The sequence below is a fragment of the Ornithinibacillus bavariensis genome (assembly GCF_050433565.1).
In the GTDB taxonomy this organism is placed as follows: Bacteria; Bacillota; Bacilli; order Bacillales; family Amphibacillaceae; genus Ornithinibacillus; species Ornithinibacillus bavariensis.
In genome coordinates, this window is sequence record NZ_JBNPWZ010000001.1 from 450,410 (window position 1) to 474,032 (window position 23,623).

Below are 23,623 nucleotides of genomic sequence, written 5' to 3' on the forward strand. Positions count from 1 at the left end.
ATAGTATGTTATGGAAATGGATAATATTGTAATAAGGGAGAGAGTGTCACCGATGAAGGAAAAATTTATTTTAGCCCTGGACCAAGGTACAACGAGTTCACGGGCAATCTTATTTAATCATCATGGTCAAATAGTAGAAACGGCACAGAAGGAATTTGAACAATTCTTTCCACAACCAGGCTGGGTTGAGCATGATGCGAATGAAATCTGGACATCCATATTATCGTGTATTGCTGAGGTCCTTCGAAAAGCAGATGTTGCCCCTAGTCAGGTAGCTGGAATTGGTATTACAAATCAAAGGGAGACAACAGTGGTATGGGATAAAAATACAGGAAAGCCGATATATAAGGCTATTGTCTGGCAATCACGACAAACAGCTGACATTTGTAAGGAATTAAATGAGAAGGGCTATAATGAGTTGTTTCGTGATAAAACTGGACTTCTCATTGATGCTTATTTTTCAGGAACAAAAGTGAAATGGATCCTTGATAATGTAGAAGGTGCTAGAGAAAAGGCGGAAAATGGAGAACTATTATTTGGAACAATTGATACATGGCTAGTGTATAAGTTGTCTGGCGGAAAGGAGCATGTTACAGACTATTCCAATGCTTCTCGAACACTTATGTTTAATATATATGATTTGAAATGGGATGATGAGCTATTAGACATTTTGACAGTCCCAAAAAGTATGCTGCCTGAAGTTCGACAATCGTCCGAGATATATGCTCATACGGTAGACTACCATTTCTTCGGCAATGAGGTTCCAATTGCAGGGATTGCAGGAGACCAACAGGCTGCATTGTTTGGCCAGGCATGCTTTGATACTGGTATGGCTAAAAATACGTATGGCACTGGTTGCTTTATGCTAATGAATACCGGAGAAAAAGGTGTTAAATCTGAGCATGGTCTTCTTACTACATTAGCCTGGGGTGTTGATGGAAAGATTGAATATGCACTAGAAGGAAGTATTTTCGTTGCTGGATCTGCTATTCAATGGTTACGTGATGGGCTAAAAATTATTGAAAGCGCACCAGAAAGTGAAGTTTTTGCGTCTAAAGTAGAATCTACAGATGGTGTGTATTTAGTACCTGCTTTTGTAGGACTTGGAACACCATATTGGGATAGTGATGCCCGAGGAGCTGTATTCGGTTTAACTAGAGGAACATCTAAGGAGCATATCATTCGTGCTACTTTAGAATCGTTAGCATATCAAACTCGGGATGTGCTGGATGCAATGATTGCAGATTCAGGAATTGATTTGAAAACATTACGGGTAGACGGTGGAGCAGTGAAAAATGATTTCCTCATGCAATTCCAGAGTGATGTTCTAGGAGTGCCAGTAGACCGCCCTGTTGTTCAGGAAACAACTGCACTTGGTGCAGCATACCTTGCTGGTCTAGCAGTTGGCTATTGGAAGGATAAAAAAGAAATTGCCGACCAATGGCAAATTGATAGGACTTTTGAAAATACAATGGATACGGAAGTGAAGGACAATTTGTATAATGGCTGGAAGAAAGCAGTAGAAGCCACGAGAGTTTTTAAAGTGTAAATGGGTATTGGAACCTAAATAAAGTACTAATTATTGGTGGTGAGACATTAGTTAGTTCCGTCTACAAAATATAAATTACTATTGATTTTGATAAAACAACTTCAAAGAGGCCCTCACGATATAAACGTTGGGGCCTTTTCGAATAATGGAGGAGAATAAATGAAGAAAATTATAAATGAACCTGATCAGGTTGTTCAAGATATGATTGATGGATTGATTGCGGCAAATCCAAAATCGTTGAAGCAGGTTCCGAATACTTTTGTGGTAGTGAGAGCCGAAGCCTCTGTTCCTGGAAAGGTCGCATTAATCAGTGGTGGAGGCAGTGGGCATGAGCCTGCACATGCTGGTTATATTGGCAAAGGAATGCTTGATGCCGCGGTGTGTGGGGAAGTATTTACATCACCAACACCAGACCAAATACTGGAAGCGATTAGGGCAGTTGATGGTGGTTCTGGCGTATTTCTAATTGTAAAAAATTATACTGGTGATGTATTGAATTTTGAGATGGCTGCAGAACTTGCAGAGGCGGAGGGTATTCAAGTAGAAAAAGTTGTCGTTAATGACGATGTAGCTGTTGAAGATAGTTCTTTTACAACAGGTCGTCGTGGCATAGCCGGGACAGTTTTTGTTCATAAACTAGCAGGTGCTAAAGCTGAACAAGGAGCTAGTCTAACGGAAGTAAAGGCAGTAGCAGATAAAGTGGTGGCGAATGTTCGCTCCATGGGGATGGCTTTAACACCTTGTACGGTACCTGCAGCTGGAAAACCTAGTTTTGAACTGGCGGAAGACGAAATGGAAATCGGTATAGGTATTCATGGTGAACCTGGGATTAACAGAGGTACCATCTCAACAGCTAACGAAATTGCTACGATTTTAACCGAAAAAATATTAGATGATCATAATTTTTCTGGAGAGGTTGCAGTGCTCGTAAATGGGCTAGGTGCAACACCAGAAATGGAACTGTTTATCATGAATAAAAGAGTGCATGGAATTCTAGGTAGAATAGGGATAAAGGTTTATAAAACTTTTGTTGGTGAGTATATGACTTCTCTTGAAATGGCAGGATGCTCTGTGACCTTGTTAGCCCTTGATGAAGAACTGAAAGAATTATTAGATGCGGAGTCGCAAGCACCTGCGTTTCGTATGTGATAAGGGGAGCAATACTATAGAAATAACATGGCAAGGGGTAACAGGAAACGAGTCTATGAATCATTGAAAAGTTATGGCAATTAGAAGAAGGGGCTGAACGAGTCAGACCCTTCTTCTAATACGGGATATAGTCTCCTATACTTTCATCATAATAATACCAGAGGCCATCAAGTTCATTGTGGTAATACCAAGTTTCTTCATTAGCATCATAGTAATACCATTGATCTTCTATTTCATCGTAATAACTCCATTGGCCTGTTTCTTCATCATAGTACATATTCTCATCTGCTTCGGGATCATATGAGGGGTCATCAAAGTTATCGTACCATTCCTCATCAAACGATTTGTCTTCCATAAAGTATCCCCAAAATGCATTACCAAATTCCGTCCAAAAATCATCATAATCATATTCCCAATAATTGTAGTATTCATCATCCTCAGCGTAATCGCCACCATCAAAATAGCCCTCGCTCCATTTGTCATTGCTCGAATTAAATTGGGCAAGTATCTCATCTTCACTCATCGGTTGGCTTATCCAAGAATCAATAATGGAACGAATGGTATATAGTGGAATACTAAATCCGATGGATGCCTCTTCAATACTTTCAGCAGAATTGATCGCAATAATTTTTTCTGTTTCTTTTGATATTAAAGGACCGCCACTACTTCCTGGAGAGATTGGTGCAGATATTTGGTATAGGTTTTCATACACATATGGGTCAATAACAAAATTCCGGTTTTTTCCGGTGATATACCCCATTGTTGCGGTATTCTCTAAACCTAATGGGCTACCTAATGCAATAATCTCCTCACCAATTTTTGAAGTATCTGTTAGCTCAAGTGCAAAGGGATGAATCCCTACTAAATCTGGAACTTGAATAACTGCTACATCTGTTTCATTCGAATAACCGATCACCGTACCTAGATGTTCTGTACCACTAATCGTTTTAATAAATACCTCTGTTGCACCTTCTACAACATGAGCATTGGTAATGACGGCTCCATTTTGGTTATACAAAAATCCTGAGCCTTGACTATAATCCGTATAAACGGTATAAACCGTATTCTGTGCAGCTGCAATAATTTCTGTCAGGTCATGCTTTTGTTCTTCGTTTAGCTCTTTCTTTTCTGTGGCAGGACCTACGGCTTCAGCGATTTCTTCTGGTCTATCCGGGTCGATGCTTTTTTCGTCGATCTGATTTACCTCATCAGACGCCATAATATCAGGAAGCTTAGAATAAAATGTTGTTACAATCCAAAAACTTCCAGCGATTGTACTAATTAATAATAAGGAAAGAAATATAATGGTAAAAGGGCTCAATTTTTGCTTGTGTTTTGTACCACAATATTGGCAAAAATTAGAGTTTGGCCGTCTCTCTTTTCCGCAAGATTGACAGTACATATATTAATTCCTCTCTTCTGTATTAGTTCACTAGTCTATATGATTAGTAGTATTATAGCATGAAATGACCTGTCTTTAGTGCGAATATTAACTAAATTATTTTTGTGACAGCATTATAACGATATGTGTTCTACAGCGGAAAGAAATTGTTCGGAAATAAATTGTGATCAGGATATCGTAAAGGGTGTTTCAATCCATAAAACGATGAGCACAATACCCTAACGATTGCATCACAGTTTATATCCGGTTCTACTCTTAAATCGCTTCAATATCACAGAGCTTTCTACACGAGTAATTCCCTCTACTGAATAAAGCTCGTCATTAATAAAGGCTTCGAGTTTCTGAAAGTCTTCCACTAAAACATGCATGTGTAATGTACTAGGACCAGTCATTTGATAGATGCTTGCTACACTGGGATTATCCGCCAGGTTCTGTGCGACAGTTTGTAGGCGTTTTGGTTCAACATCGACCTCGAAAAAAGCAGAGACCTTCTTTCCCATTTTTTCCGAGTTAATAACAACGGAAAACTTTTCAATTATCCCTCTGTCCATGAGACCTTGAATCCGATCCTTAACGGCAACTCTGGATAGGCCTACCTTTTCAGCGAGCTCAACATAGGATAGTCTGCCATCCTCAGATAATAACTCCAATAACTGCTTGTCTACTTCATCATATTTCATTCATACCAACCCCGTTATAATTTGTTGATTATTATACTAGGAAATAAGACAAAAAGAAAGTATTATAGATATTTTTAAAATAAAAGTAAAGATATTATTCATATTTAGTTAACTTTTGTTTGACAGTTTACTATATATTTCGTATTATGAAGTAAATTAAAAAAGTACTCTCGCTTACTCATTTTTAATCCTTTTGAAACGTACATCATTCAACTTTATGCAATAGTGGAATGGTTATATGTCACAACCGTATGGGCTGTGGGCAATAGATAAAGAATAATATTGTGGGTAGAATATCGCTTTTCCACATCTTATGGCACAAGGTTTAGCTGAAAGAGGGCATTCTATATGAGTAGAACGGCAGCAAAAGAGCTTTTGCCGGGGGCATAAAATATGCGTGACCCTAAAGCAGGTGTGATATTTGATGGAAAAGCGAAGAGGACTAATACGACGGTGCTTCCTGGTAATTTGAAGTTAGGGTGAGGTTATAATTGAAAACACAATGGAATTTATTTTTAGCTTTTTTTAGGGCAGGAATGCTAGGTTACGGAGGAGGACCTGCTTCCATACCACTTGTACATAAAGAAGTAGTTGAAAGGTATAAGTGGATGACGAATGAGGAATTTGGTGATTTACTAGCGATAGCCAATACTTTGCCAGGACCTATAGCGACGAAGCTCGCTGGCTATGTTGGTTATCGAGTAGCAGGTATTGTTGGGTTGTTAAATGGTGTCCTTACATCCGTTCTTCCAACTGTTTTTTTATTAAATTTCTTACTCATGGCATTGGCGTCATTTCGCGAATTTGATTGGGTTAAAGGGATGACAGCGGCTGTTATTCCAGTAGTTGGAATGATGATGTTAACCTTGACCTGGCAGTTTTTTGACAAAGCAAGGAAGGGCATGGGTTGGGTACAATCTATTACGCTGACTATTATATTATTTTTATTCCTCTATGTACTTAACATACATCCAGGGATTGTTATTGCAGGATTAATCGTTCTCGCATTAGTCATTCAGGATAAAAAACGCAAAAAAGGAGTGAGTGATTAATGCTAGTGTATTGGCAATTATTTTTGGCTTTCTTTATCCCGGGAATATTGGGGTATGGGGGAGGCCCTGCATCAATTCCACTGATCGAAAATGAAGTTGTCGGACGTTATAGTTGGATGTCTGTTCAAGAATTTAGTGAAGTCCTAGCGGTGGCAAACTCATTACCTGGACCAATTGCAACGAAAATGGCAGGTTATATCGGTTATGAGGTTGGTGGTGTATTAGGTGCCTCTATCGGTATATTTGCCTCGGTTGCACCATCACTAATCATCCTGATGGCATTACTAAGTCTTTTAAATAAATACAAGGATTCACCAAAGGTAAAACGAATTACTCTATTTGTCCGTCCAGTTATTGCGATACTGCTTGGCTATATGGCATGGAGATTTTTCTTTGAATCGTATGAGGGTATTGGATTACTGCACACTATTTTTCTAAGCGTAGTGAGCTATCTGTTAATCGAAAGGGTCAAGATAAATCCAGCCTTTGTGATATTGGGTGCATTCGTTTATGGGGGATTCTTATTATAATTATACGGCGTACTCCGAAGCGGAATGCGCCGTATGTAATCAAAATAAATTATTTAATTAACCCTAATTGCTGTAAACCGGTAAAAATTCCAGCCTCTGATACTGCTGTTGTTTTATATTTGGCATATTGAAAAAGCTCTGGGTGAGCATTTCCCATAGCGAAGCTTGCCCCAACGGTCTCTAGCATTTCTTTGTCATTCATCCCGTCACCAAATGCAATCGCTTCGTTAGGTGAAATACGTAGCTTTTCTAGAACTAGTTTGACTGCTTCCCCTTTGTTCATCGATTTTCGAATAATATCATAGGAATCTTTTGCACCGTTCACATTAATTTGTGCTAAGCGAATATCATCATTCAGTACATAATGTGATGCTTCTTCTGATAATGCATTAAGAATGTTTACACCTAATATATCATCTAGCTTATCTTCACGAATCGCTTCTACTTTTTCCAACTGGAACAATTCAATGAAATCCTTCATTAAAATAGAATCCGTATTGGTTACATAGTTTGATGCCCTTGCTTGGAGGAGTACCTCATGATTAAACTTTTTAGCAATAGCTAGAAATTCTTTTACCCATTCTTCTTTCATTGGTGCATGCACGAGAATCTCTTCTTGATAGATTGTATATGCCCCATTGAAGCTAATTTAGGACTCTATATTTAATTCATCGGCGATTTCCTTTAGTTCATTTTCTGGTCTACCAGTAGCAAGGAAAACTTCAATTCCTTGAGAACGGACCTGCTCTATCGCTTCTTTCGTTTTCGGATGATAGGTATGGTCTGGGTTAAGGATCGTTCCATCAATGTCTAAAAATAAAATCTTGTATGTCATATGACTCTCCCTTTTAAACTATTTTAATTATAAGTGTAGCACAATAAAAAGATTCCGCTATAATTATAAGTGAACTAGTGAGAATATTAAACATATAGTAGTGATTTTAGTATTTTCCACTCTTTTTACAACAATGTTAATGACTATTAAAATTGTCTAACCTTATACATAAGGCAGGGGAATCATATGAACATTAGAAAACTATACAAAGATGAAGTACCACCACTAGATTTGCTTTTATTAGCAGACCCTTCTGAAGAAATGATTATGGGCTATTTGCAAAGAGGAACATGTTACATTGCAGAAGATGAGAATAGTGTCCTAGGTGTTTTTGTCTTACTTCCTACTAGACCGGGTACGATCGAGCTAGTAAATGTTGCCGTCATAAAAAGACATCAAGGGAAGGGGATAGGTAAAAAGCTAGTTATGTTTGCAATTGATAAGGCTCGGGAAAGTGGCTATCAGTCTATTGAAATTGGAACAGGAAATTCTAGTATCGGACAATTAGCCCTCTATCAAAAATGTGGTTTCAGAATAATAGGTATAGATCCAGACTTTTTTATTACTCATTATTCTGAAGAAATTTATGAAAATGGGATCCAATGCCGAGATATGATTCGTCTAAAGCTAGACTTGTAGAAAGGTATCATTTTGACAGCTTGCTAAAATTATAAACAGGAAAGCTACAGAAATATTTTTCTTACGAATTGTATGATTAGTAATTCGCTGGAACAATGTGATGGTAGGGTGTTCAATGTGTGTTATGTTGAGGCTGTTGGGATTCTAACAACGATTATTGATGTTGTGAAGTATAGGAAGTGCTAAAAATGTTTAATGAATTAAAATCAGATTGTAAAAATTGCTTTGGGTTATGTTGTGTAGCGTTACCCTTTGGGAAATCAGCTGATTTTCCTTATAGTAAAGAAGGTGGAATTCCCTGCCAAAACTTATGCTCCAATAATAGTTGTGCAATTCACGACCTATTAAGGGAAAGAGGCTTTCGGGGATGTGTTTCCTATGAGTGTTTTGGCGCTGGACAGCATGTTTCGCAATTTATTTATAAAGGTGAAGATTGGCGTCGAGATTCTGGATATGCCGGTGAAATGTTTGCTGTATTTCCACTGATACAACAACTTCATGAGATGCTTTGGTATCTTAAACAAGCTTTGTCCTTAAAGGAAGCCGAGTCGTTTAAAGCAGATTTGCAAGAGATATACGAGGAAACAGTTGACTTAACCCGAAGAAAGCCAAAGGAGATATTAGAAATTAATCTTGCAGCACATAGAAGCAATGTCAATGTCTTATTAGTAAAGGTAAGTGAAATTTATAGAAAAGACATCCATTCTCATAGCAATAAGAGAGAGATAAAGAAAGATAGTGACTTTATAGGGAAAAGTCTATATGGACGAAGGCTGCAAGGTGAGGATTTCCGAGGGAAGATAATGATAGAGTCAAACTTAAGCTATTGTGATTTAAGTAAGGCTGATTTTATTGGTGCCGATCTTAGAAATGCAGATTTAAGAAGTGCTGATTTAACAGATGCTCTATTTCTTACGCAGTCACAAATTAATTCAGCAATAGGAGATATTCACACTAAACTCCCAAGTTATTTAGAGATGCCAAGTCATTGGAATGGGTGAAATTAAGACCGACTTAATAAGTCGGTCTTTGTTCATATTATTCTTCCTAATTATTGAGGTTAATTAGGTTATTTTCCTTCATCCTTATTACAACTTTTTATCGTCTACAGCATCTAACCATTCCTCTATAGCTTTTACCGTAAAATCAATGGTGCCATCTTCGAACGGTGAAAGCAGGTTTGCTGCTTCTACTAAACCTAGGAATGGTTTTGAACCACCAAGTTTACACAGGTTTAGGTAATCATTCCAAGCTTCCTTACGATTCTCTCTCGAACGCTTCCAGAACTGGAATGCGCATATTTGAGCTAATGTATAATCAATGTAGTAGAATGGACTTTCATAAATATGTCCTTGACGTTGCCAAATAGCACCTGTTCCCCAATAAGGCATATCATCATAATCGCGGTGAGGTAAGTATTTTTCCTCTAACTTCTTCCAAGCTTCCTTACGATCCTCAGGAGTCCAATCCGGATTTTCATATACGAGATGCTGGAACTCATCGACTGCAACTCCATAAGGGAGGAAGCTAAGACCACCGGATAGATGAGAGTACTTATATTTTTCGGTATCCTCTTTAAAGAATAGCTCCATCCATGGCCATGCGAAAAATTCCATACTCATGGAGTGGATTTCTGCAGCTTCATTAGTTGGCCAGAGATATTCCGGAATTCCAATGCTACGACTTTGATAAATTTGGAACGCATGGCCAGCTTCGTGAGTTAGTACATCAATATCACCAGATGTTCCATTAAAGTTTGAGAATATAAATGGTGATTCGTAATCCTCGATAAATGTGCAGTATCCACCAGATTCTTTTCCTTTTTTCGCTTCAAGATCCATAAGCTTACGGTCAATCATGAAATGGAAAAATTCATTTGTTTCAGGTGAAAGTTCCTCATACATCTTTTTCCCATTTTCAATAATCCATTCAGGGGACCCTTTAGGGGTAGCATTCCCAGTATTGTATTGGAAGTTTTCATCGTAATATTTTAAGGAATCAAGTCCAATTCGTTCGCGTTGTTTATCAAATATTTTAGAAACTAAAGGTACGATTGATTCTTGAACTTGTTTTCGGAAGTTTGCAACCATCTCTGCATTATAATCGATACGCATCATACGAATATAGGCTAATTCTACAAAGTTTTTATAGCCAAGAGTTATCGCAATTTCATGCCGTAATTTAACTAATTGATCATAGATTTCATCAAATTTGTCTGCATTTGCTTCAAAGAATCCTGCTGATGTGGACGCAGCCTTTTTACGAACATCACGGTCTTTGTCCTGAAGAAACGGTCCTAATTGGGCTAATGTATAGGTTTTCCCATTAAACTCCACCTGTGCTGAAGCAACAAGCTTAGCGTATTCTGAAGTAAGCTTATTTTCTTTTTGCAACAGCCCCATAACCTCTGGTGAGAATGCTTTAATAGAGTAATCTGCAATCTTGAATAATTGTGAACCCCATTTTTTCTCTAATTCTGCACGATAAGGAGTTTTAATTAATTCCTTGTAAAAGTCTGTATTTAGCTTCTGTATCTCTGGTAAGATTTCATCCCAGTAATCACGCTCGTTTTGATAAAATTCATCATTTGTGTCAATAGAAGCGCGAATGTATACAAGATTGAACATGGTTGACAAGCGATTACGAAAAGCATTAATCTTTTCAATTGCTTTGTTCTGCTCTTCAACAGAATTTGCATTCACAAATGCTTCTAAAAGCATTGAAAATGTTTTCTTTTCCTGATCTAGCTCAGGACGTTCATATGTATAATCTTCAAATGTTTTCAATTAGTTTCCCCCTAAATTTTTTATAATTAATAACTTTATTCTAGTTTACACTATTTTCAGGAAAAATAAGATAATTTTAGTTTGAATGTGGTAAAAATACGTTAATTTGCCTTGAAAGAGTGGCTATAAATTTTAAATTATATCTTTCATTATAAAAACTTATTATTAATAAGTTAAAAGAGAACTAGCTTCATAGCCAGTTCTCCCAAATCATCGTGTTAGGCAGCTATTTGCTCAGCGTTACGTTCCGATTGCTCAACCACAACACTTGCTGCTGCATCACCCATTATATTTACAGTCGTTCGAATCATATCTAAAATACGATCAATTCCTGCTACTAGGGCAATTGCCTCAAGAGGTAGGTTTACTGCAGCTAGTGTCATCGTTAGCATTACCATACCTGCCCCAGGTACCCCTGCCGCTCCTATAGAAGCAAGTGTTGCGACTAATGCGACAATCACAAGCTGCCCCAGGCTTAAGCTTGTTCCGAAATATTGTGCTGTAAATACTACAGCGATACCTTGATAAATCGCAGTTCCATCCATATTAATCGTTGCACCTAATGGTAACACAAAACTTGTTGTTTCTTTGGATACGCCAAGGTTTTCTTGTGTATTTTTCATGGTGACGGGTAAGGTTCCAGAACTACTGCAGGTTGTAAAAGCAACAGTTGCAGCTGGTAAGATACCTTTAAAGAAGTGAAGGGGGTTCATTTTTCCAAGCGTTTTTAACACAATCGAATAAATAACAGCTACATGAAGAATGCTAGCAATAAGGACAGCTAGGATTAGTTTCATAAGAGGCATCAAAACATCCAGTCCATATTGGCCAACAATTGGTGTAAGCAATCCGAATATTCCAAGTGGTACGAGTGTCATTACGACTCCTGTAATTTTATACATGATTTCTGCCAGTCCATGAAAGAACCGCTCTACTGGTCTAGCTTTATCACCAACTAACGTAATTCCAATGCCGAGAAAAATAGCAAAGAAGATGATCTGTAGAACGTTTGCTGTAGCGAGGGATTCTACTGGATTAGTAGGAATAATGTTTAATAATGTATCGATTACACTTTGTGTTTCAACAGAGGGGATATTTTCTTCTTTTAGCTCTACATCTACACCAGTACCAGGTGAAACTAAGATGGCAACAACTAGTCCAATAGCAACGGCAATAACGCTTGTGGCTAAATAAAAAGCAATTGTTTTTCCTCCGAGTTTACTCAGTTTTTTCATATCACCTGCATTCGTAACGCCAATGATAATGGTTGCCAAAATTAATGGAACAATAATGAATTTGATGAGCCGTAAGAATAAGTCACCAAGTGGCTGAACATACGTCGCGCGTTCTCCAAGTAATAACCCTACAATAATAGCTAAAACAAAAGCTGCGAGTATCTGCCATAAATAACTCTTTTTCATAGATAAAACTCCTTTCATTTGGTATAGTAGAACTAACTATGTCATTTAAGTAAATATCACCACCTTTGAATACATTTGTTTCAATAGTATTCATACTAATCTAAAAATATATTAGTATATCAAAAAATTTTGATATTTACTATAAATAATTTGCAAAGTGAGGTGTAAAAATGTTAGTTCAAGCGGTAGTGACAATAGGAGCTGTCCTAGCAGTAGCAGCAATTATTTTAGGCTATATTTTCTTAAAGGTTTCTCGCGGGAATGGATATTTACCTTATTATCCAGGTGCAATTCTATTCTTTGGGGGAATTATTCTTGCTTGTTTTGCCACACCGGAAAAAGTAATGGTCTGGGAAGCGGGCCTTGGTGGCTGGGGAATAGCATTTATGTTTGCAGGGGGAATAAGTTTCCTAGTGACAAGTGTTAGTCATGCTTATCAGATACATGATAAGGCATAAAGAAGATAAAGAGCACATAGGATAACGAGTCTGTATGAACTAGATTCGTAATTAATCCTCTGTGCTCTTGTTATTTTTTATTCAGCTACTCCTATTGTGGACTATTTCAAATAAGTGTTTCCATCACGTTGTTCAATCTTGCCTTCTTTCATTAATCTTCCTAACGCACGCTTGAATGCGGCTTTACTGATTTGGAAGGTTCCACGAATATCATCTGGGTCGCTCTTATCGTCAAATGGGATGACACCTCCATGAGCTTCGAGGTGTTCTAAAATCATATTTGCATCATCTACCATACCATATTGCTTTAATGGACGAAGGGAAACATTCAATGTCCCATCATATTTCACCTCGATAACTCGCCCTTGAACAAGTTCACCTAGACGGGGTTCGGTTTTTCGTTCAGAGTGATGGATAAAACCTCGAAAGAATTCATCTGTGATGATAGCAGAACCCTCTCGGCTTGTATGATAGACTCGCCCGGATATTGTTTTATTTAGCAGCGACTCAGGAGCACGTTCAATCTCTCTCCAAATGATACCTTCTGTAGCAGGAATGGCAAGAAGTCTCCCTTTTCTGTCTTTCCCTAATGTAACAAAAAGTAAGTCTCCTTCTTTTGGCCAAACATTTTCAAATAATGGCAGATCATCCTTTGAAACAAGAAACTCCTTTGTCGTTCCAATATCAACAAAAACACCTAAATCAGGAATAACATTAACTACTTTTGCAAAGTCATACCGATCCATGACGACAGTAGGGAGTATCATCGTAGCTGTTACGTTCCCTTTTTTATCCTGATATAAAAATACGTCGATAGTTTGATCTACGTCTATTTCACCGGTAGTCTCATTATGGTGAAGTAGTGCTTCTGTAGTATCTTTTTTCACTACATAGCCAGTATCTATTTTTCGATCTACTGTCATTGCTTGAATAGTACCAATTTCGTTCAACCTTACCCCTCATTTCTTATGTATTGGAAAAGGGATACCCTATCCATTAGGGTACCCCTTAGACTTCTAAAGTAACACATCATTTATTTTTATTAAATCCCGAAATAATAACGGGTGGGAAATTCAATTTAATTATGTTTCGCAAAAGTTGTTACTCGGCAAATACCGTCCGAGTTTTTAGAATTTCACTTAAACCGCGGTAACTCTTCCACCTGGATTATTAGGTTCTGCCCCAGTGGCTTGCAGACTATTAGTTAACCCTATGTCTTCTAACCTAGACAACGTAAGCCCAACCTGCTCTTACGTCCTTGCGACCCTTTAGTCGCGCCAGTGTGAATAAGCATCAACAAAAACATTGTAGAATGCCAGATATGAATGTTACTTTAGTAACTAAAATATTATCGCATAAATTATGTTTTTTGTCAAATGACTTCCTTTGAAAATTGTAGAATTTGTTTTTTATGGTGATTGTCATGATCGATAAATTCTTTAATTATATATAGTAGTGAATAAGGTGTACCAGTATGTGGACAATGAGTCACATCGTTTGAGGTTGTTGCTTTATTTAATGTTTCGGTTGGTAGTGCATGAAGTTCCCTTACAAGTTGTTCTCTTGTACGCTTCGCTTCTTCTAGAAGCTCTGATTGGGATTTACCAGATTTAACATAGTTAGATGCTTCTTTATTATATGTATCAAAATCAGGAAACTCCATTCCTTGCCCATTTTTTACGGCTGGAATTACTTCAGATAAAAGGTGATTATCCCAATTCGTAATATGAGCTATAATCTCACTTATGGACCATTTTCCTCTGGCTATCGGTTTAGACCACAATTCCTCATTAATCCCTTCCAATGTACTTAGCCAAGATGAATATTGACTAAATTGATCAATGATATTTTTTTCCTCACTCATTTTCATTCCCCATTTCTTTGTAAATTAAGAATAGTCTAACATAAATACTGCATTTTAGCAAACGCACGTTCTGTATTCGGGAGCTCTATTTTCAGAATATTGACATTATATATCATTTCCTATACTATAGGATTATGATGATAAGAGAAAATAAACAGCAAAAAGTATATCGAATTCTAAAAGGAAGAATTATTGAAAGGGAATATGTACCTGGTCAGCGGATTGTGATTGATCAGATTGCGAAAGAATTGGCGACCAGTTCGATACCTGTTCGGGAGGCGATACGCCAGCTAGAGGCAGAGCGACTTGTCGTGTATAAACGTAACATAGGACCAGTTGTCGCGGAAGTAAATGAGTCTGATTATCTGGACACAGTACACGTTCTTGCGCGACTTGAGGGCTACGCTGCTGGCCTTGCAGCGAAAAGCTTTCCAAAGGAAAAATTAAAGCTATTACGAGAACTGAATATATCTATGGAGGAGGCACTGGAGGATTTCGATATTATTCAGTTTAGCAAGTTAAATGCTACCTTTCATCGTATTATCTGTGAACAATGCGACAATAATTATTTGCTTGAAACAATCCAAAACACATGGAACCGTATTGACTCGATTAGAGGAACTGGATCAACATTATATTCGAAGCGGGTCAAGGAATCGATACAGGAGCATAAAGAAATCATAGCACTATTAGAATCTGGGGATTCAGAGCAAGTAGAAATTCTAGCACGAGATCATAAAATTAAGACCGCGGAGAACTTTGAAAAGCGAAGAAAAAATTTGATAGAAACGAATTCACTTTTCATGTAAAAAACGGAACTAGGGAAAATCTCCTTGGTTCTGTTTTTTGCTATTAAAGTTATTTTGTATTACTGCAGATGATGTGGAGATACTCTCCATCTATTTTTCTACTAAACATAATGGAATTTTTAAATGATATCTTCCTCTACAAAAAATCCTCTAGAAGATAAGCTAAGGAACAATAAAGATCAGCTAATGTAGTTCGGTCTTCTTCTTTTCTCCATAACTGCTGAGAGATGAAGATTTTCTATTTTATTTAAATCCTTAAGTGAATATATTTCGTATTGACATGACATATGAAATCATATATGATTTAATTGTTCAGAAAATTATCAGTTATTAAATTTATCCCACATCTTTGAACGGTAATCCTCCTAACGGTTTACAATATTTCAGAGAGGATTTCCACAATACTAAATGATGCTATACCTTACTAAAATATGAGTTGGAGGTAATCAAATGGCTTTTGAAGAGGCAAAAGAACGATTCCGAGGCTCGATTGCACCTGTGATCACCCCATTTAATGAGGATGAGTCCATTGATTTTGAAAAATTTAAGGAATTGATTAATTGGCAAATTGCTAGTGGGAGTCATGGCATATCCGTAACAGGAACTTCTGGTGAACCTAGCTCGATGTCAATTGAAGAACGAATTCAAGTAATGGAAACAGCTTGCAAAACAGTTAACGGAAGAGTTCCATTTATCCCAGGAACCGGATCAACTAACCACCAAGAAACACTCCGCATGACAAAGGCTGCACAAGAAATGGGAGCAGATGCTGCAATGGTCATTGTTCCTTACTACAACAAACCAAACCAACACGCATTATACCAACACTTTAAACAGGTTGCAGATTCAGTAGACATACCAATTATTTTATACAACATTCCGGGAAGAACAGCAGTAAATTTGGAAGCGTTTACAATCGCTAGATTAGCAGAGGATTGTCCAAATATAATCGGAGTAAAAGAATCCAATAAGGATTTTGAACATGTTAACAAAGTATTGCTGAAATGTGGTAGGAACTTCAATTTATATTCTGGCATTGAGGTTCTTTGTTATCCAATGCTTGCCATTGGTGGAGCGGGACATATTAGTGCAACTGCAAATGTTGCACCACGTGAAGTGGCTGAGGTTTACAATCGCTGGGATAGAGGGGACGTAAAAGGTGCACAAGACCTGCATTACGAATTAATGCCACTAAACGATGTGCTTTTCCGAGATACGAATCCAGCACCAGCTAAAGCAGCACTTGGCATGATGGGAAAGATTAAACCAATACTAAGAAAGCCACTAGATGTTCCATCACTAGAAATTCAAAACGAAATACGTGAAGTATTGCTAGATTATCAGTTAATTACGGAAGATGTTGAAATCTAAGGAGGGTCAGATTTTGGGAGAAAGTTTAGAGGATGTAAAACTCTACATAAATGGAGAATTTGTTGATGCTGCAAGTGGAGAAACCTTTGAAAATATCAATCCCTTTACAAATGAAGTCACGAACCTTGTGGCAAAAGGATCAAGTCCTGATATCGATAAGGCAGTAGCAGCAGCAAGTGAAGCATTTCAACATGGACCATGGGGCTCTATGAAACTATCTGAAAGAATGAAATATATAGATAGGATAGCTGATTTAATTGAGGAGGAGGCGGAAACGATAGCGCATCTTGAGTCACTTGATTCAGGATTACCCATCAGCCAAACACGTAAAATGGCGGCTAGAGGTGCAGAGAATTTCCGTTTTTACTCCCGAATGGTGCAGGCAAGAATGCATGGAGATGCTTATCAGGTTGATGACGAGTTCATGAATTATACCGTCTACCAACCACTAGGTGTTGTGGGACTGATTACCCCATGGAATGCTCCGTTTATGTTACTGACATGGAAGGTGGCACCAGCACTAGCTACAGGAAATACTGTAGTGCTGAAGCCAGCAGAGCTATCCCCATTATCCGCAAATATTTTAGCAAGCGTTATACAAAAATCAAAATTACCAAAGGGTGTTTTCAATGTTGTGCATGGTTTTGGAGAAACAGCAGGAGAAGCACTTGTAAAGCATGCTACAGTCAAAGCGATCTCCTTTACTGGGGAAACAACTACGGGAAAACGGATTATCAAGAATGCTGCTGATTCGTTAAAGAAAACCTCGATGGAACTAGGTGGTAAATCTCCTTTGATCATCTTTGAGGATGCGGATTTTGAGAAAGCACTGGATGCGGCTATTTGGGGGATTTTCTCTTTTAATGGAGAACGTTGCACTGCGAATTCAAGAGTTTTTATTCATAAAAGTTTAAAAGAAAAATTTACTACTGCTTTAAAAGAAAGAGTCCAAAACATCATTGTAGGAGATCCAAAGGACAATAGGACCGAACTTGGTCCACTAATCGATAAAGGACATTTTCAAAAGGTCACGAGCTATATTGAACTAGCCAAGGAAGAAGGCTGTGAGGTGTATCAGGGTACAGTTCCACCAGTTTTCAAATCTGGAAATTATGTACCACCGACTCTATTATTAAATGCCAAAAATGAGATGCGGGTATGCCAGGAGGAAATCTTTGGACCGGTCATGGCAGTCATTGAATTTGAAACAGAAGAAGAAGTTGTTCATATAGCGAATGACGTAGATTATGGTCTAGCGGGATATGTTTGGACAAATGATATTAAGCGAGCACATCGGGTAGCACAAGCAATTGATTCAGGAATGATTTGGGTCAATTCCCAAAATGTTCGTGACTTACGTATTCCATTTGGCGGAATGAAGGCTAGTGGAATTGGACGTGAAGGTGGACATTTCGCCATCTTTGAATTTTATACAGAGCCAAAAGCAATCCATATCGCAATAGGAGACCATCATATTCCGAAATTTGGTAAAGGGAAATAAGGAGGGAATTATTAGATGCCAGCGAAAACAGGAAAAGAGTATATCGAAGGATTAAAAAAAGCAAATAATAATATTTATATTCATGGGGAAAGAGTTGACGATGTTACAGAACATCCTGCATTTAAAAATGTCATTAAATCAATGGCAAACTTATATGATTTACAGTACGAAAAGCCTGAGAAAATGCTTTATACATCACCGACCACAGGTAATAAGGTTGGGATGACCTTTCTACAGCCGAGGACGATAGAGGATTTGATAGCTCGCAGGGAAGCAACCCAAGAATGGGCAAAAACATCAGGGGGAATGATGGGACGCTCACCAGATTATTTAAATGCCGAAGTAATGGCAATGGGCGTTAATAATAGCCTTTTTGCAGAAGGTGACCCACGCTTTGCCGAGAATGCACGTAATTATTATGAATATGCTCGTGAAAATGATATTAGTCTAACACATACACTAATCCACCCACAGGTAAATCGTGCTAAAATGCAGCACCAGCAAAAGGATGCGAATGTTGCACTTCATTTAGTGGAGGAGCGTTCGGACGGAATTATTGTCGATGGGATTAGGTTGCTAGCTACACAGGGTGGAATCACAGATGAAATCTTGGTTTTCCCATCTACTGTGAAGAAGGCAGGAGAGCTAGACGATCCATATTCCCTAGCTTTTGCCATACCGAATAATACTCCTGGTCTTAAGTTCATTAGTCGTGAATCCTTTGATTATGGAAAAAATGAATGGGATCACCCACTAGGAGCTAGATTTGAAGAGGGAGATGCCATCGTATCGTTTGAAAATGTATTTGTCCCTTGGGAACGAGTTTTCGTATGTGGGAACTCTTCAGTATGTAATCGTACGTTTAAGGAAACAAATGCTGTAGTTCATATGTCTCACCAGGTTGTTGCGAAAAATATCGTGAAAACAGAATTTGTATTGGGTGTTGCGCTTAGTGTAATGGATGCAATCGGAATTGATGGGTTCCAGCATGTTCAGGACAAAGGAACAGAAATCATGCTTACCCTTGAAACTATGAAATCACATTTATATCGTGCCGAGCATAATGCTAAGCTAGATAATTCTGGAACGATGACACCAGATTTTGCTGCTTTAGATGCTGCACGTAATTGGTATCCAAGAATTTATCCTAGATTGACTGAGATTATTCGTATACTGGGAGCTTCCGGGTTAATGGGAATCCCAACAGAAGCAGATTTCCACCATGATGAAATTGGTCCAATTATCCACCGTGGATTACAGGGTAAAAATTTAGAAGGTTACGAACGGGTACAGCTATTCCGTCTAGCGTGGGACCTAACATTGAGTGCCTTCGGTAGCAGACAAACACATTACGAATATTACTTCTTTGGTGATCCAATTCGTATGGGGATGACATATTTTGAAAACTATGATAAAGAGCCATTTAGAAACTATATTCAAGATTTTTTAAAAAAGTCTAGTAGTGTAAAGGCCTAAAGGGGGAGAATGGTTTGAATTATAATGTCATTCGCTGTGCAAGGTCTGTTCTATTAGTTACCAATTTAGAAGCATCAAGAAAGTTTTATGTTGATGCATTGGGCTTTATCGAAACAGAGTCAGATGAAAATCATATCTATTTACGTGGCTTAGAAGAACATAATCACCACAGTCTAGTTTTGAAAAGGGCGGATAAAGCTGCAGTAGAGGTATTAGGTTATAAGGTTTCTTCAGAAGCTGATTTAGATTCGTTAGCAATCATGTTTGAAAAAGAAGGATACCCGATTAAATGGGTTGAAAAAGGAGAGCAGCATGCGTTAGGTCGTTCCTTACGAGTAAATGACCTGTCTGGTTTACCATTGGAATTTTTCGCGGAGATGGATACAGTTGAAAGACTCCTCCAACGATATGATTTGTACAAAGGCTCTAGAATGCAACGAATTGATCATTTTAACTGTGCAGTATCAGATGTAGAGGCAGCATATAAATTTTATAAAGAAAATCTAGGCTTTGCTTGTTCAGAATACACGGACACTCCAGAAGGTAATATATGGGCAGCATGGTTACATCGTAAACAGAATGTTCATGATGTCGCGTTTATGAATAGTAAAGGACCTAGATTACACCATATTGGTTTCTGGCTACCAGATCAATTATCACTGATTCATACTTGTGATGTACTGGCAGCAATGGGCTATGGAGAAGCAATAGAGAGGGGTCCCGGTAGACATGGATTGTCCAATGCCTTCTTTCTTTATTTACGGGATCCAGATGGACACCGAATCGAATTATATAGTGGGGATTATTTAACAAGTGATCCTGACTTCGAACCAATTCGTTGGGATATTAATGATCCAATGCGCCAAACTTTTTGGGGACATGAAGCACCAGATAAATGGTTTACCGAAGCATCGCCTGTTTTAAATGTTCACACAGGAAAAGAGATGGAAATACTACCTGCAAAGTTAGAGCAGCATAAACCTACCTTTGTGATTTGATTGCCAACCAAAATATAGAAAAAAGGAGGCAGGTAAATGGATGATCGTATTTTCCGTAACGCAATGGGAAAATTCGCTACGGGCGTTACGGTGGTTACGACCAAGCTAGGCGAAGAAATTCACGGTATGACTGCAAATGCTTTTATGTCTGTTTCCTTAGACCCAAAACTAGTATTAGTGTCAGTAGATCATAGAGCAACCATGAAACGTTATATAGAAAACTCCGGTAAATTTGCGATTAGTTTTTTAAATCAGGAACAAAGAGATTTATCGGCATATTTTGCTGGTCAGATTAACGAAACACGTGAAATAGATTTTTACTGGTTACAGGAAATGCCAACGATAAAGGATGCACTTGTCAATATCGTTTGTGATCTACATGAAGCAATAGATGCTGGGGATCATACCCTATTCATTGGAAAAGTAATCGATTTAGAAATACGAGATGGGGACCCACTCACATTTTTTCAAGGAAAATATCGAGAGCTGGGGAATAGTGAACGGGTTAATTAGTCTTACTTGGTAAGGTTAAACGGTGAAGCGCTTTTGTCGTATTGTCATATAGACAGCAAAAGTTAATTTTTTCAAACTGATTGGGGGTTGGACCATGAAACAGCAATTAGATAAGTCAACTCATTTAACAATGGATATTTTTGAAAAAATAAGTGGACATGAGCAAGTTGTATTTTGTAATGATCCTACAACAGGACTACAAGCAATTATAGCCATCCACAATACAACTCTAGGACCTGCGCTAGGGGGCACGAGAATGTATCCATATGCTAGTTTAGAAGATGCATTAAATGATGTTCTTCGACTTTCGGAAGGTATGACATACAAATGTGCTGCAGCAGATATTGATTTTGGTGGAGGAAAAGGAGTTATTATTGGTGACCCAAAAACAGATAAGTCACCAGCCTTATTCAGGGCTTATGGACAGTTCGTAGACTCACTAAACGGTAGATTCTTTACTGGTACAGACATGGGAACGACAATGGATGACTTTGTACAGGCATCAAAGGAAACAAATTTTATAAATGGAATTCCCGAGGAGTTTGGCGGTGGTGGTGATTCATCAATACCAACTGCACAGGGAGTTATTTATGCGCTACAGGCTACAAATCAATATTTATTTGGTGATAAGGATCTCGCTAGTAAAACTTACGCAATTCAAGGTCTAGGTAAGGTAGGCTTTAAGGTGGCAGAGCATTTATTACAAGTAGGTGCTAATTTAATAGTAACCGATATTTCGGATGAGGCACTTACAGCTATCCAAGATATGGCAAATAGTTCTAAAGGAAATGTAACCGTTGTAGATAGTGAAGCTATCTATGCAGTTGCAGCAGATATTTTTATTCCATGTGCCATGGGTGGTATTTTGAATGATGAAACTATTGCAAAGCTCCAGGCAAAAGCTATTGTTGGGTCAGCTAATAACCAACTAAAGTCAGACCAGCATGCGAAGCTCTTACATGAAAAAGGAATATTGTATGCACCTGATTATATTGTCAATGCTGGAGGACTCATACAGGTTGCGGATGAACTCTACGGTCCAAATAAAGCTAGAGTCTTATTAAAAACGAAAGCAATCTATAACTCTATTTTAGAGATTTATAAGCAGTCAGAGCTGGATGCCATTACAACATTAGAGGCAGCCAATCGCAAGTGCCAACAACGATTAGAGGAACAACGTGTCCGTAATAATTTTTATAAGAGACACAAAAGCCCGAAGTGGACATTTATAAAAGAGGTGTAACCATGGTCGAGGTAAAATTCCATGATATTGGGGAAGGAATGACAGAGGGGGAGGTAGTTAGCTACTTAGTGAAGGTTGGCGATTCAGTTAAGGTTGACCAGCCTCTTGTGGAAATGCAGACTGACAAAATGGTAGCTGAAATTCCCTCGCCAACAGCGGGAATAGTTAAAAAGATTCATTTTTCTGAAGGAAGCACAATATCCATTGGGCAGGTGATTCTAGAGATAGATGATGGTAAAGAAGAAAGCTTATCCTCTAGTCCAGAAAAGGAGGTTTCTGCAGGATTATTAACCCCTGAGAAGAAGGAAGTACAGCCTCTTTCTCAGACTACTAAAATCCCACCTAAAAGGGTGATTGCAGCACCGCATACGAGAAGGATTGCTAGAGAACATGATGTTAATATCGAGCAAGTAGTTGGTTCAGGCCCAGCTGGTAGAGTGACGGATGAAGATATTTTCCGGGTTGTACGTGAACGGGAGGAAAAGGTAGATACTCGTTTTGCAGAAATGGAAAGTTCACTGTTATTGAGATCAACGGATGAAAAAGTGATAGCCGACCATACTGTACCTTTTTCTGGCATTCGTAAACAAATAGCGATAAAGATGACAGAATCATTGGCTAGAATCCCACATGTCACCCATTTTGATGAAGTGGATTTAACGAATTTACTAGAGCTACGTGAAGAATTGAAAGAGGCAGGAGAAAATGTATCGGTAGTGGCATTTTTCTTGAAGGCAATTGCAATTACCTTGAAAGAATTTCCATTATTCAACGCCCAATTAGATGAAGAAAAAAATGTAATTCGTCTCTTAAACGATTATCATATTGGACTTGCGACAAATACAGACAAAGGGTTACTAGTTCCTGTTCTGCGGGAAGTTGATAAGAAGTCAATAAAAGATATACATGAAGAAATGAAGACATTAACGAAAAAGGCACAGGAGCATAAATTGTCGGTAGGTGAGATGAAGGGTGGGACATTTACCATCAGTAATGTTGGCCCACTTGGTGGAATAGCTGCAACACCAATTATTAATCATCCACAAACGAGCATTATTGCATTTCATAAAACAAAACGTACGCCTGTAGTCACAGAAAATGATGAAATTGCTATTCGTTCCATTATGACCATGTCATTATCCTTCGATCACCGAATCATTGATGGTGCAGATGCGGTAATGTTCACCAATCGCTTTATAGCATTAATGGAACAACCCAAAACAATATTATTGTATTTACGTTAATAGGCACGGGTAGTTGCACCAAGATTGGTTCTGCTGCCCGTTGTGTTATGAATAAAGTGATAAAGCAACAAACAATGATGTCATCAAAAAGGGGTGAATGCTT

General features: G+C 38.2%; 21 protein-coding genes and 1 pseudogene. 15 read left to right on the plus strand and 7 right to left on the minus strand.

Going from position 1 to position 23,623, the window contains the following annotated elements; all coding sequences use genetic code 11:
* Positions 1-52: 52 nt before the first annotated feature.
* Complete coding sequence (gene glpK / locus HNR27_RS02025; protein WP_429338573.1) at positions 53-1,549, plus strand: glycerol kinase GlpK; 1,497 nt, start codon at positions 53-55, stop codon at positions 1,547-1,549.
* A 159-nt stretch (positions 1,550-1,708) separates the two neighbouring features.
* Entirely contained in the window at positions 1,709-2,698 is a 990-nt protein-coding gene (dhaK, locus tag HNR27_RS02030) for a dihydroxyacetone kinase subunit DhaK (protein ID WP_429338574.1), read from the plus strand.
* Positions 2,699-2,813: 115 nt separating this feature from the next.
* Here the strand turns inward: dhaK and HNR27_RS02035 are convergent, their stop codons facing one another.
* Both HNR27_RS02035 and HNR27_RS02040 read right to left on the minus strand, forming a co-directional pair.
* Complete coding sequence (locus HNR27_RS02035) at positions 2,814-4,100, minus strand: trypsin-like peptidase domain-containing protein (protein ID WP_429338575.1); 1,287 nt, start codon at positions 4,098-4,100, stop codon at positions 2,814-2,816.
* 230 nt (positions 4,101-4,330) lie between these two features.
* The gene (locus tag HNR27_RS02040) at positions 4,331-4,780 is read right to left on the minus strand and encodes an Lrp/AsnC family transcriptional regulator (protein WP_212920574.1); all 450 of its coding nucleotides are present in this window, start codon (positions 4,778-4,780) and stop codon (positions 4,331-4,333) included.
* 491 nt (positions 4,781-5,271) lie between these two features.
* Between HNR27_RS02040 and HNR27_RS02045 the strand changes: the two genes are divergently transcribed.
* Both HNR27_RS02045 and HNR27_RS02050 read left to right on the plus strand, forming a co-directional pair.
* The gene (locus tag HNR27_RS02045; RefSeq protein ID WP_212920575.1) at positions 5,272-5,832 is read left to right on the plus strand and encodes a chromate transporter; all 561 of its coding nucleotides are present in this window, start codon (positions 5,272-5,274) and stop codon (positions 5,830-5,832) included.
* The gene (locus tag HNR27_RS02050) at positions 5,832-6,362 is read left to right on the plus strand and encodes a chromate transporter (protein ID WP_429338576.1); all 531 of its coding nucleotides are present in this window, start codon (positions 5,832-5,834) and stop codon (positions 6,360-6,362) included. The genes HNR27_RS02045 and HNR27_RS02050 overlap by 1 nt, the downstream gene beginning before the upstream one ends.
* Positions 6,363-6,411: 49 nt before the next feature.
* On the opposite strand, the pseudogene HNR27_RS02055 reads toward HNR27_RS02050, so the two are convergent.
* Positions 6,412-7,197 (minus strand): annotated as a pseudogene (locus HNR27_RS02055) (HAD family hydrolase).
* A 186-nt stretch (positions 7,198-7,383) separates the two neighbouring features.
* Between HNR27_RS02055 and HNR27_RS02060 the strand changes: the two are divergent.
* Entirely contained in the window at positions 7,384-7,836 is a 453-nt protein-coding gene (locus HNR27_RS02060; RefSeq protein WP_212920578.1) for a GNAT family N-acetyltransferase, read from the plus strand.
* 188 nt (positions 7,837-8,024) lie between these two features.
* Positions 8,025-8,837, plus strand: a complete 813-nt coding sequence (locus tag HNR27_RS02065; RefSeq protein ID WP_429338577.1) for a pentapeptide repeat-containing protein — start codon at positions 8,025-8,027, stop codon at positions 8,835-8,837.
* 87 nt (positions 8,838-8,924) lie between these two features.
* Here HNR27_RS02065 and HNR27_RS02070 read toward each other — a convergent pair whose 3' ends face one another.
* A complete protein-coding gene (locus tag HNR27_RS02070) occupies positions 8,925-10,622 on the minus strand; it encodes a M3 family oligoendopeptidase (RefSeq protein WP_212919990.1) in 1,698 nt (565 codons plus the stop codon).
* Between the two features lie 218 nt (positions 10,623-10,840).
* Positions 10,841-12,043, minus strand: coding sequence for a dicarboxylate/amino acid:cation symporter (locus tag HNR27_RS02075; protein WP_429338578.1), 1,203 nt, complete (start codon positions 12,041-12,043; stop codon positions 10,841-10,843).
* A gap of 170 nt (positions 12,044-12,213) precedes the next feature.
* On the opposite strand from HNR27_RS02075, the gene HNR27_RS02080 reads away from it, so the two are divergent.
* A complete protein-coding gene (locus tag HNR27_RS02080; protein ID WP_212919988.1) occupies positions 12,214-12,501 on the plus strand; it encodes a hypothetical protein in 288 nt (95 codons plus the stop codon).
* Positions 12,502-12,602: 101 nt separating this feature from the next.
* On the opposite strand, the gene HNR27_RS02085 is transcribed toward HNR27_RS02080, so the two are convergent.
* Both HNR27_RS02085 and HNR27_RS02090 read right to left on the minus strand, forming a co-directional pair.
* Positions 12,603-13,451, minus strand: coding sequence for a CvfB family protein (locus HNR27_RS02085; protein ID WP_429338579.1), 849 nt, complete (start codon positions 13,449-13,451; stop codon positions 12,603-12,605).
* A 422-nt stretch (positions 13,452-13,873) separates the two neighbouring features.
* Entirely contained in the window at positions 13,874-14,365 is a 492-nt protein-coding gene (locus HNR27_RS02090) for a DinB family protein (protein ID WP_429338580.1), read from the minus strand.
* Positions 14,366-14,499: 134 nt separating this feature from the next.
* On the opposite strand from HNR27_RS02090, the gene HNR27_RS02095 reads away from it, so the two are divergent.
* From HNR27_RS02095 to HNR27_RS02130, 8 genes are all read left to right on the plus strand, one after another.
* Positions 14,500-15,174, plus strand: coding sequence for a GntR family transcriptional regulator (locus HNR27_RS02095; protein WP_244853373.1), 675 nt, complete (start codon positions 14,500-14,502; stop codon positions 15,172-15,174).
* A 450-nt stretch (positions 15,175-15,624) separates the two neighbouring features.
* Positions 15,625-16,545: a 2,4-dihydroxyhept-2-ene-1,7-dioic acid aldolase gene (hpaI, locus tag HNR27_RS02100; protein ID WP_429338581.1), complete on the plus strand. Its 921-nt coding sequence runs from the start codon at positions 15,625-15,627 to the stop codon at positions 16,543-16,545.
* Positions 16,532-18,046, plus strand: coding sequence for a 5-carboxymethyl-2-hydroxymuconate semialdehyde dehydrogenase (gene hpaE / locus HNR27_RS02105; protein WP_429338582.1), 1,515 nt, complete (start codon positions 16,532-16,534; stop codon positions 18,044-18,046). Before hpaI ends, hpaE begins: the two co-directional genes overlap by 14 nt.
* Positions 18,047-18,061: 15 nt before the next feature.
* Entirely contained in the window at positions 18,062-19,522 is a 1,461-nt protein-coding gene (gene hpaB, locus HNR27_RS02110; protein ID WP_212919983.1) for a 4-hydroxyphenylacetate 3-monooxygenase, oxygenase component, read from the plus strand.
* Between the two features lie 14 nt (positions 19,523-19,536).
* Positions 19,537-20,520: a 3,4-dihydroxyphenylacetate 2,3-dioxygenase gene (gene hpaD / locus HNR27_RS02115; RefSeq protein ID WP_429338583.1), complete on the plus strand. Its 984-nt coding sequence runs from the start codon at positions 19,537-19,539 to the stop codon at positions 20,518-20,520.
* 36 nt (positions 20,521-20,556) lie between these two features.
* On the plus strand, positions 20,557-21,033 hold the full coding sequence (locus HNR27_RS02120; protein ID WP_212919981.1) for a flavin reductase family protein: 477 nt from the start codon (positions 20,557-20,559) through the stop codon (positions 21,031-21,033).
* 94 nt (positions 21,034-21,127) lie between these two features.
* Complete coding sequence (locus tag HNR27_RS02125) at positions 21,128-22,276, plus strand: Leu/Phe/Val dehydrogenase (RefSeq protein ID WP_429338584.1); 1,149 nt, start codon at positions 21,128-21,130, stop codon at positions 22,274-22,276.
* Positions 22,277-22,278: 2 nt separating this feature from the next.
* Positions 22,279-23,520 (plus strand): dihydrolipoamide acetyltransferase family protein, encoded by a 1,242-nt coding sequence (locus HNR27_RS02130; protein ID WP_429338585.1) that lies wholly within the window; start codon positions 22,279-22,281, stop codon positions 23,518-23,520.
* Positions 23,521-23,623 lie beyond the last annotated feature (103 nt).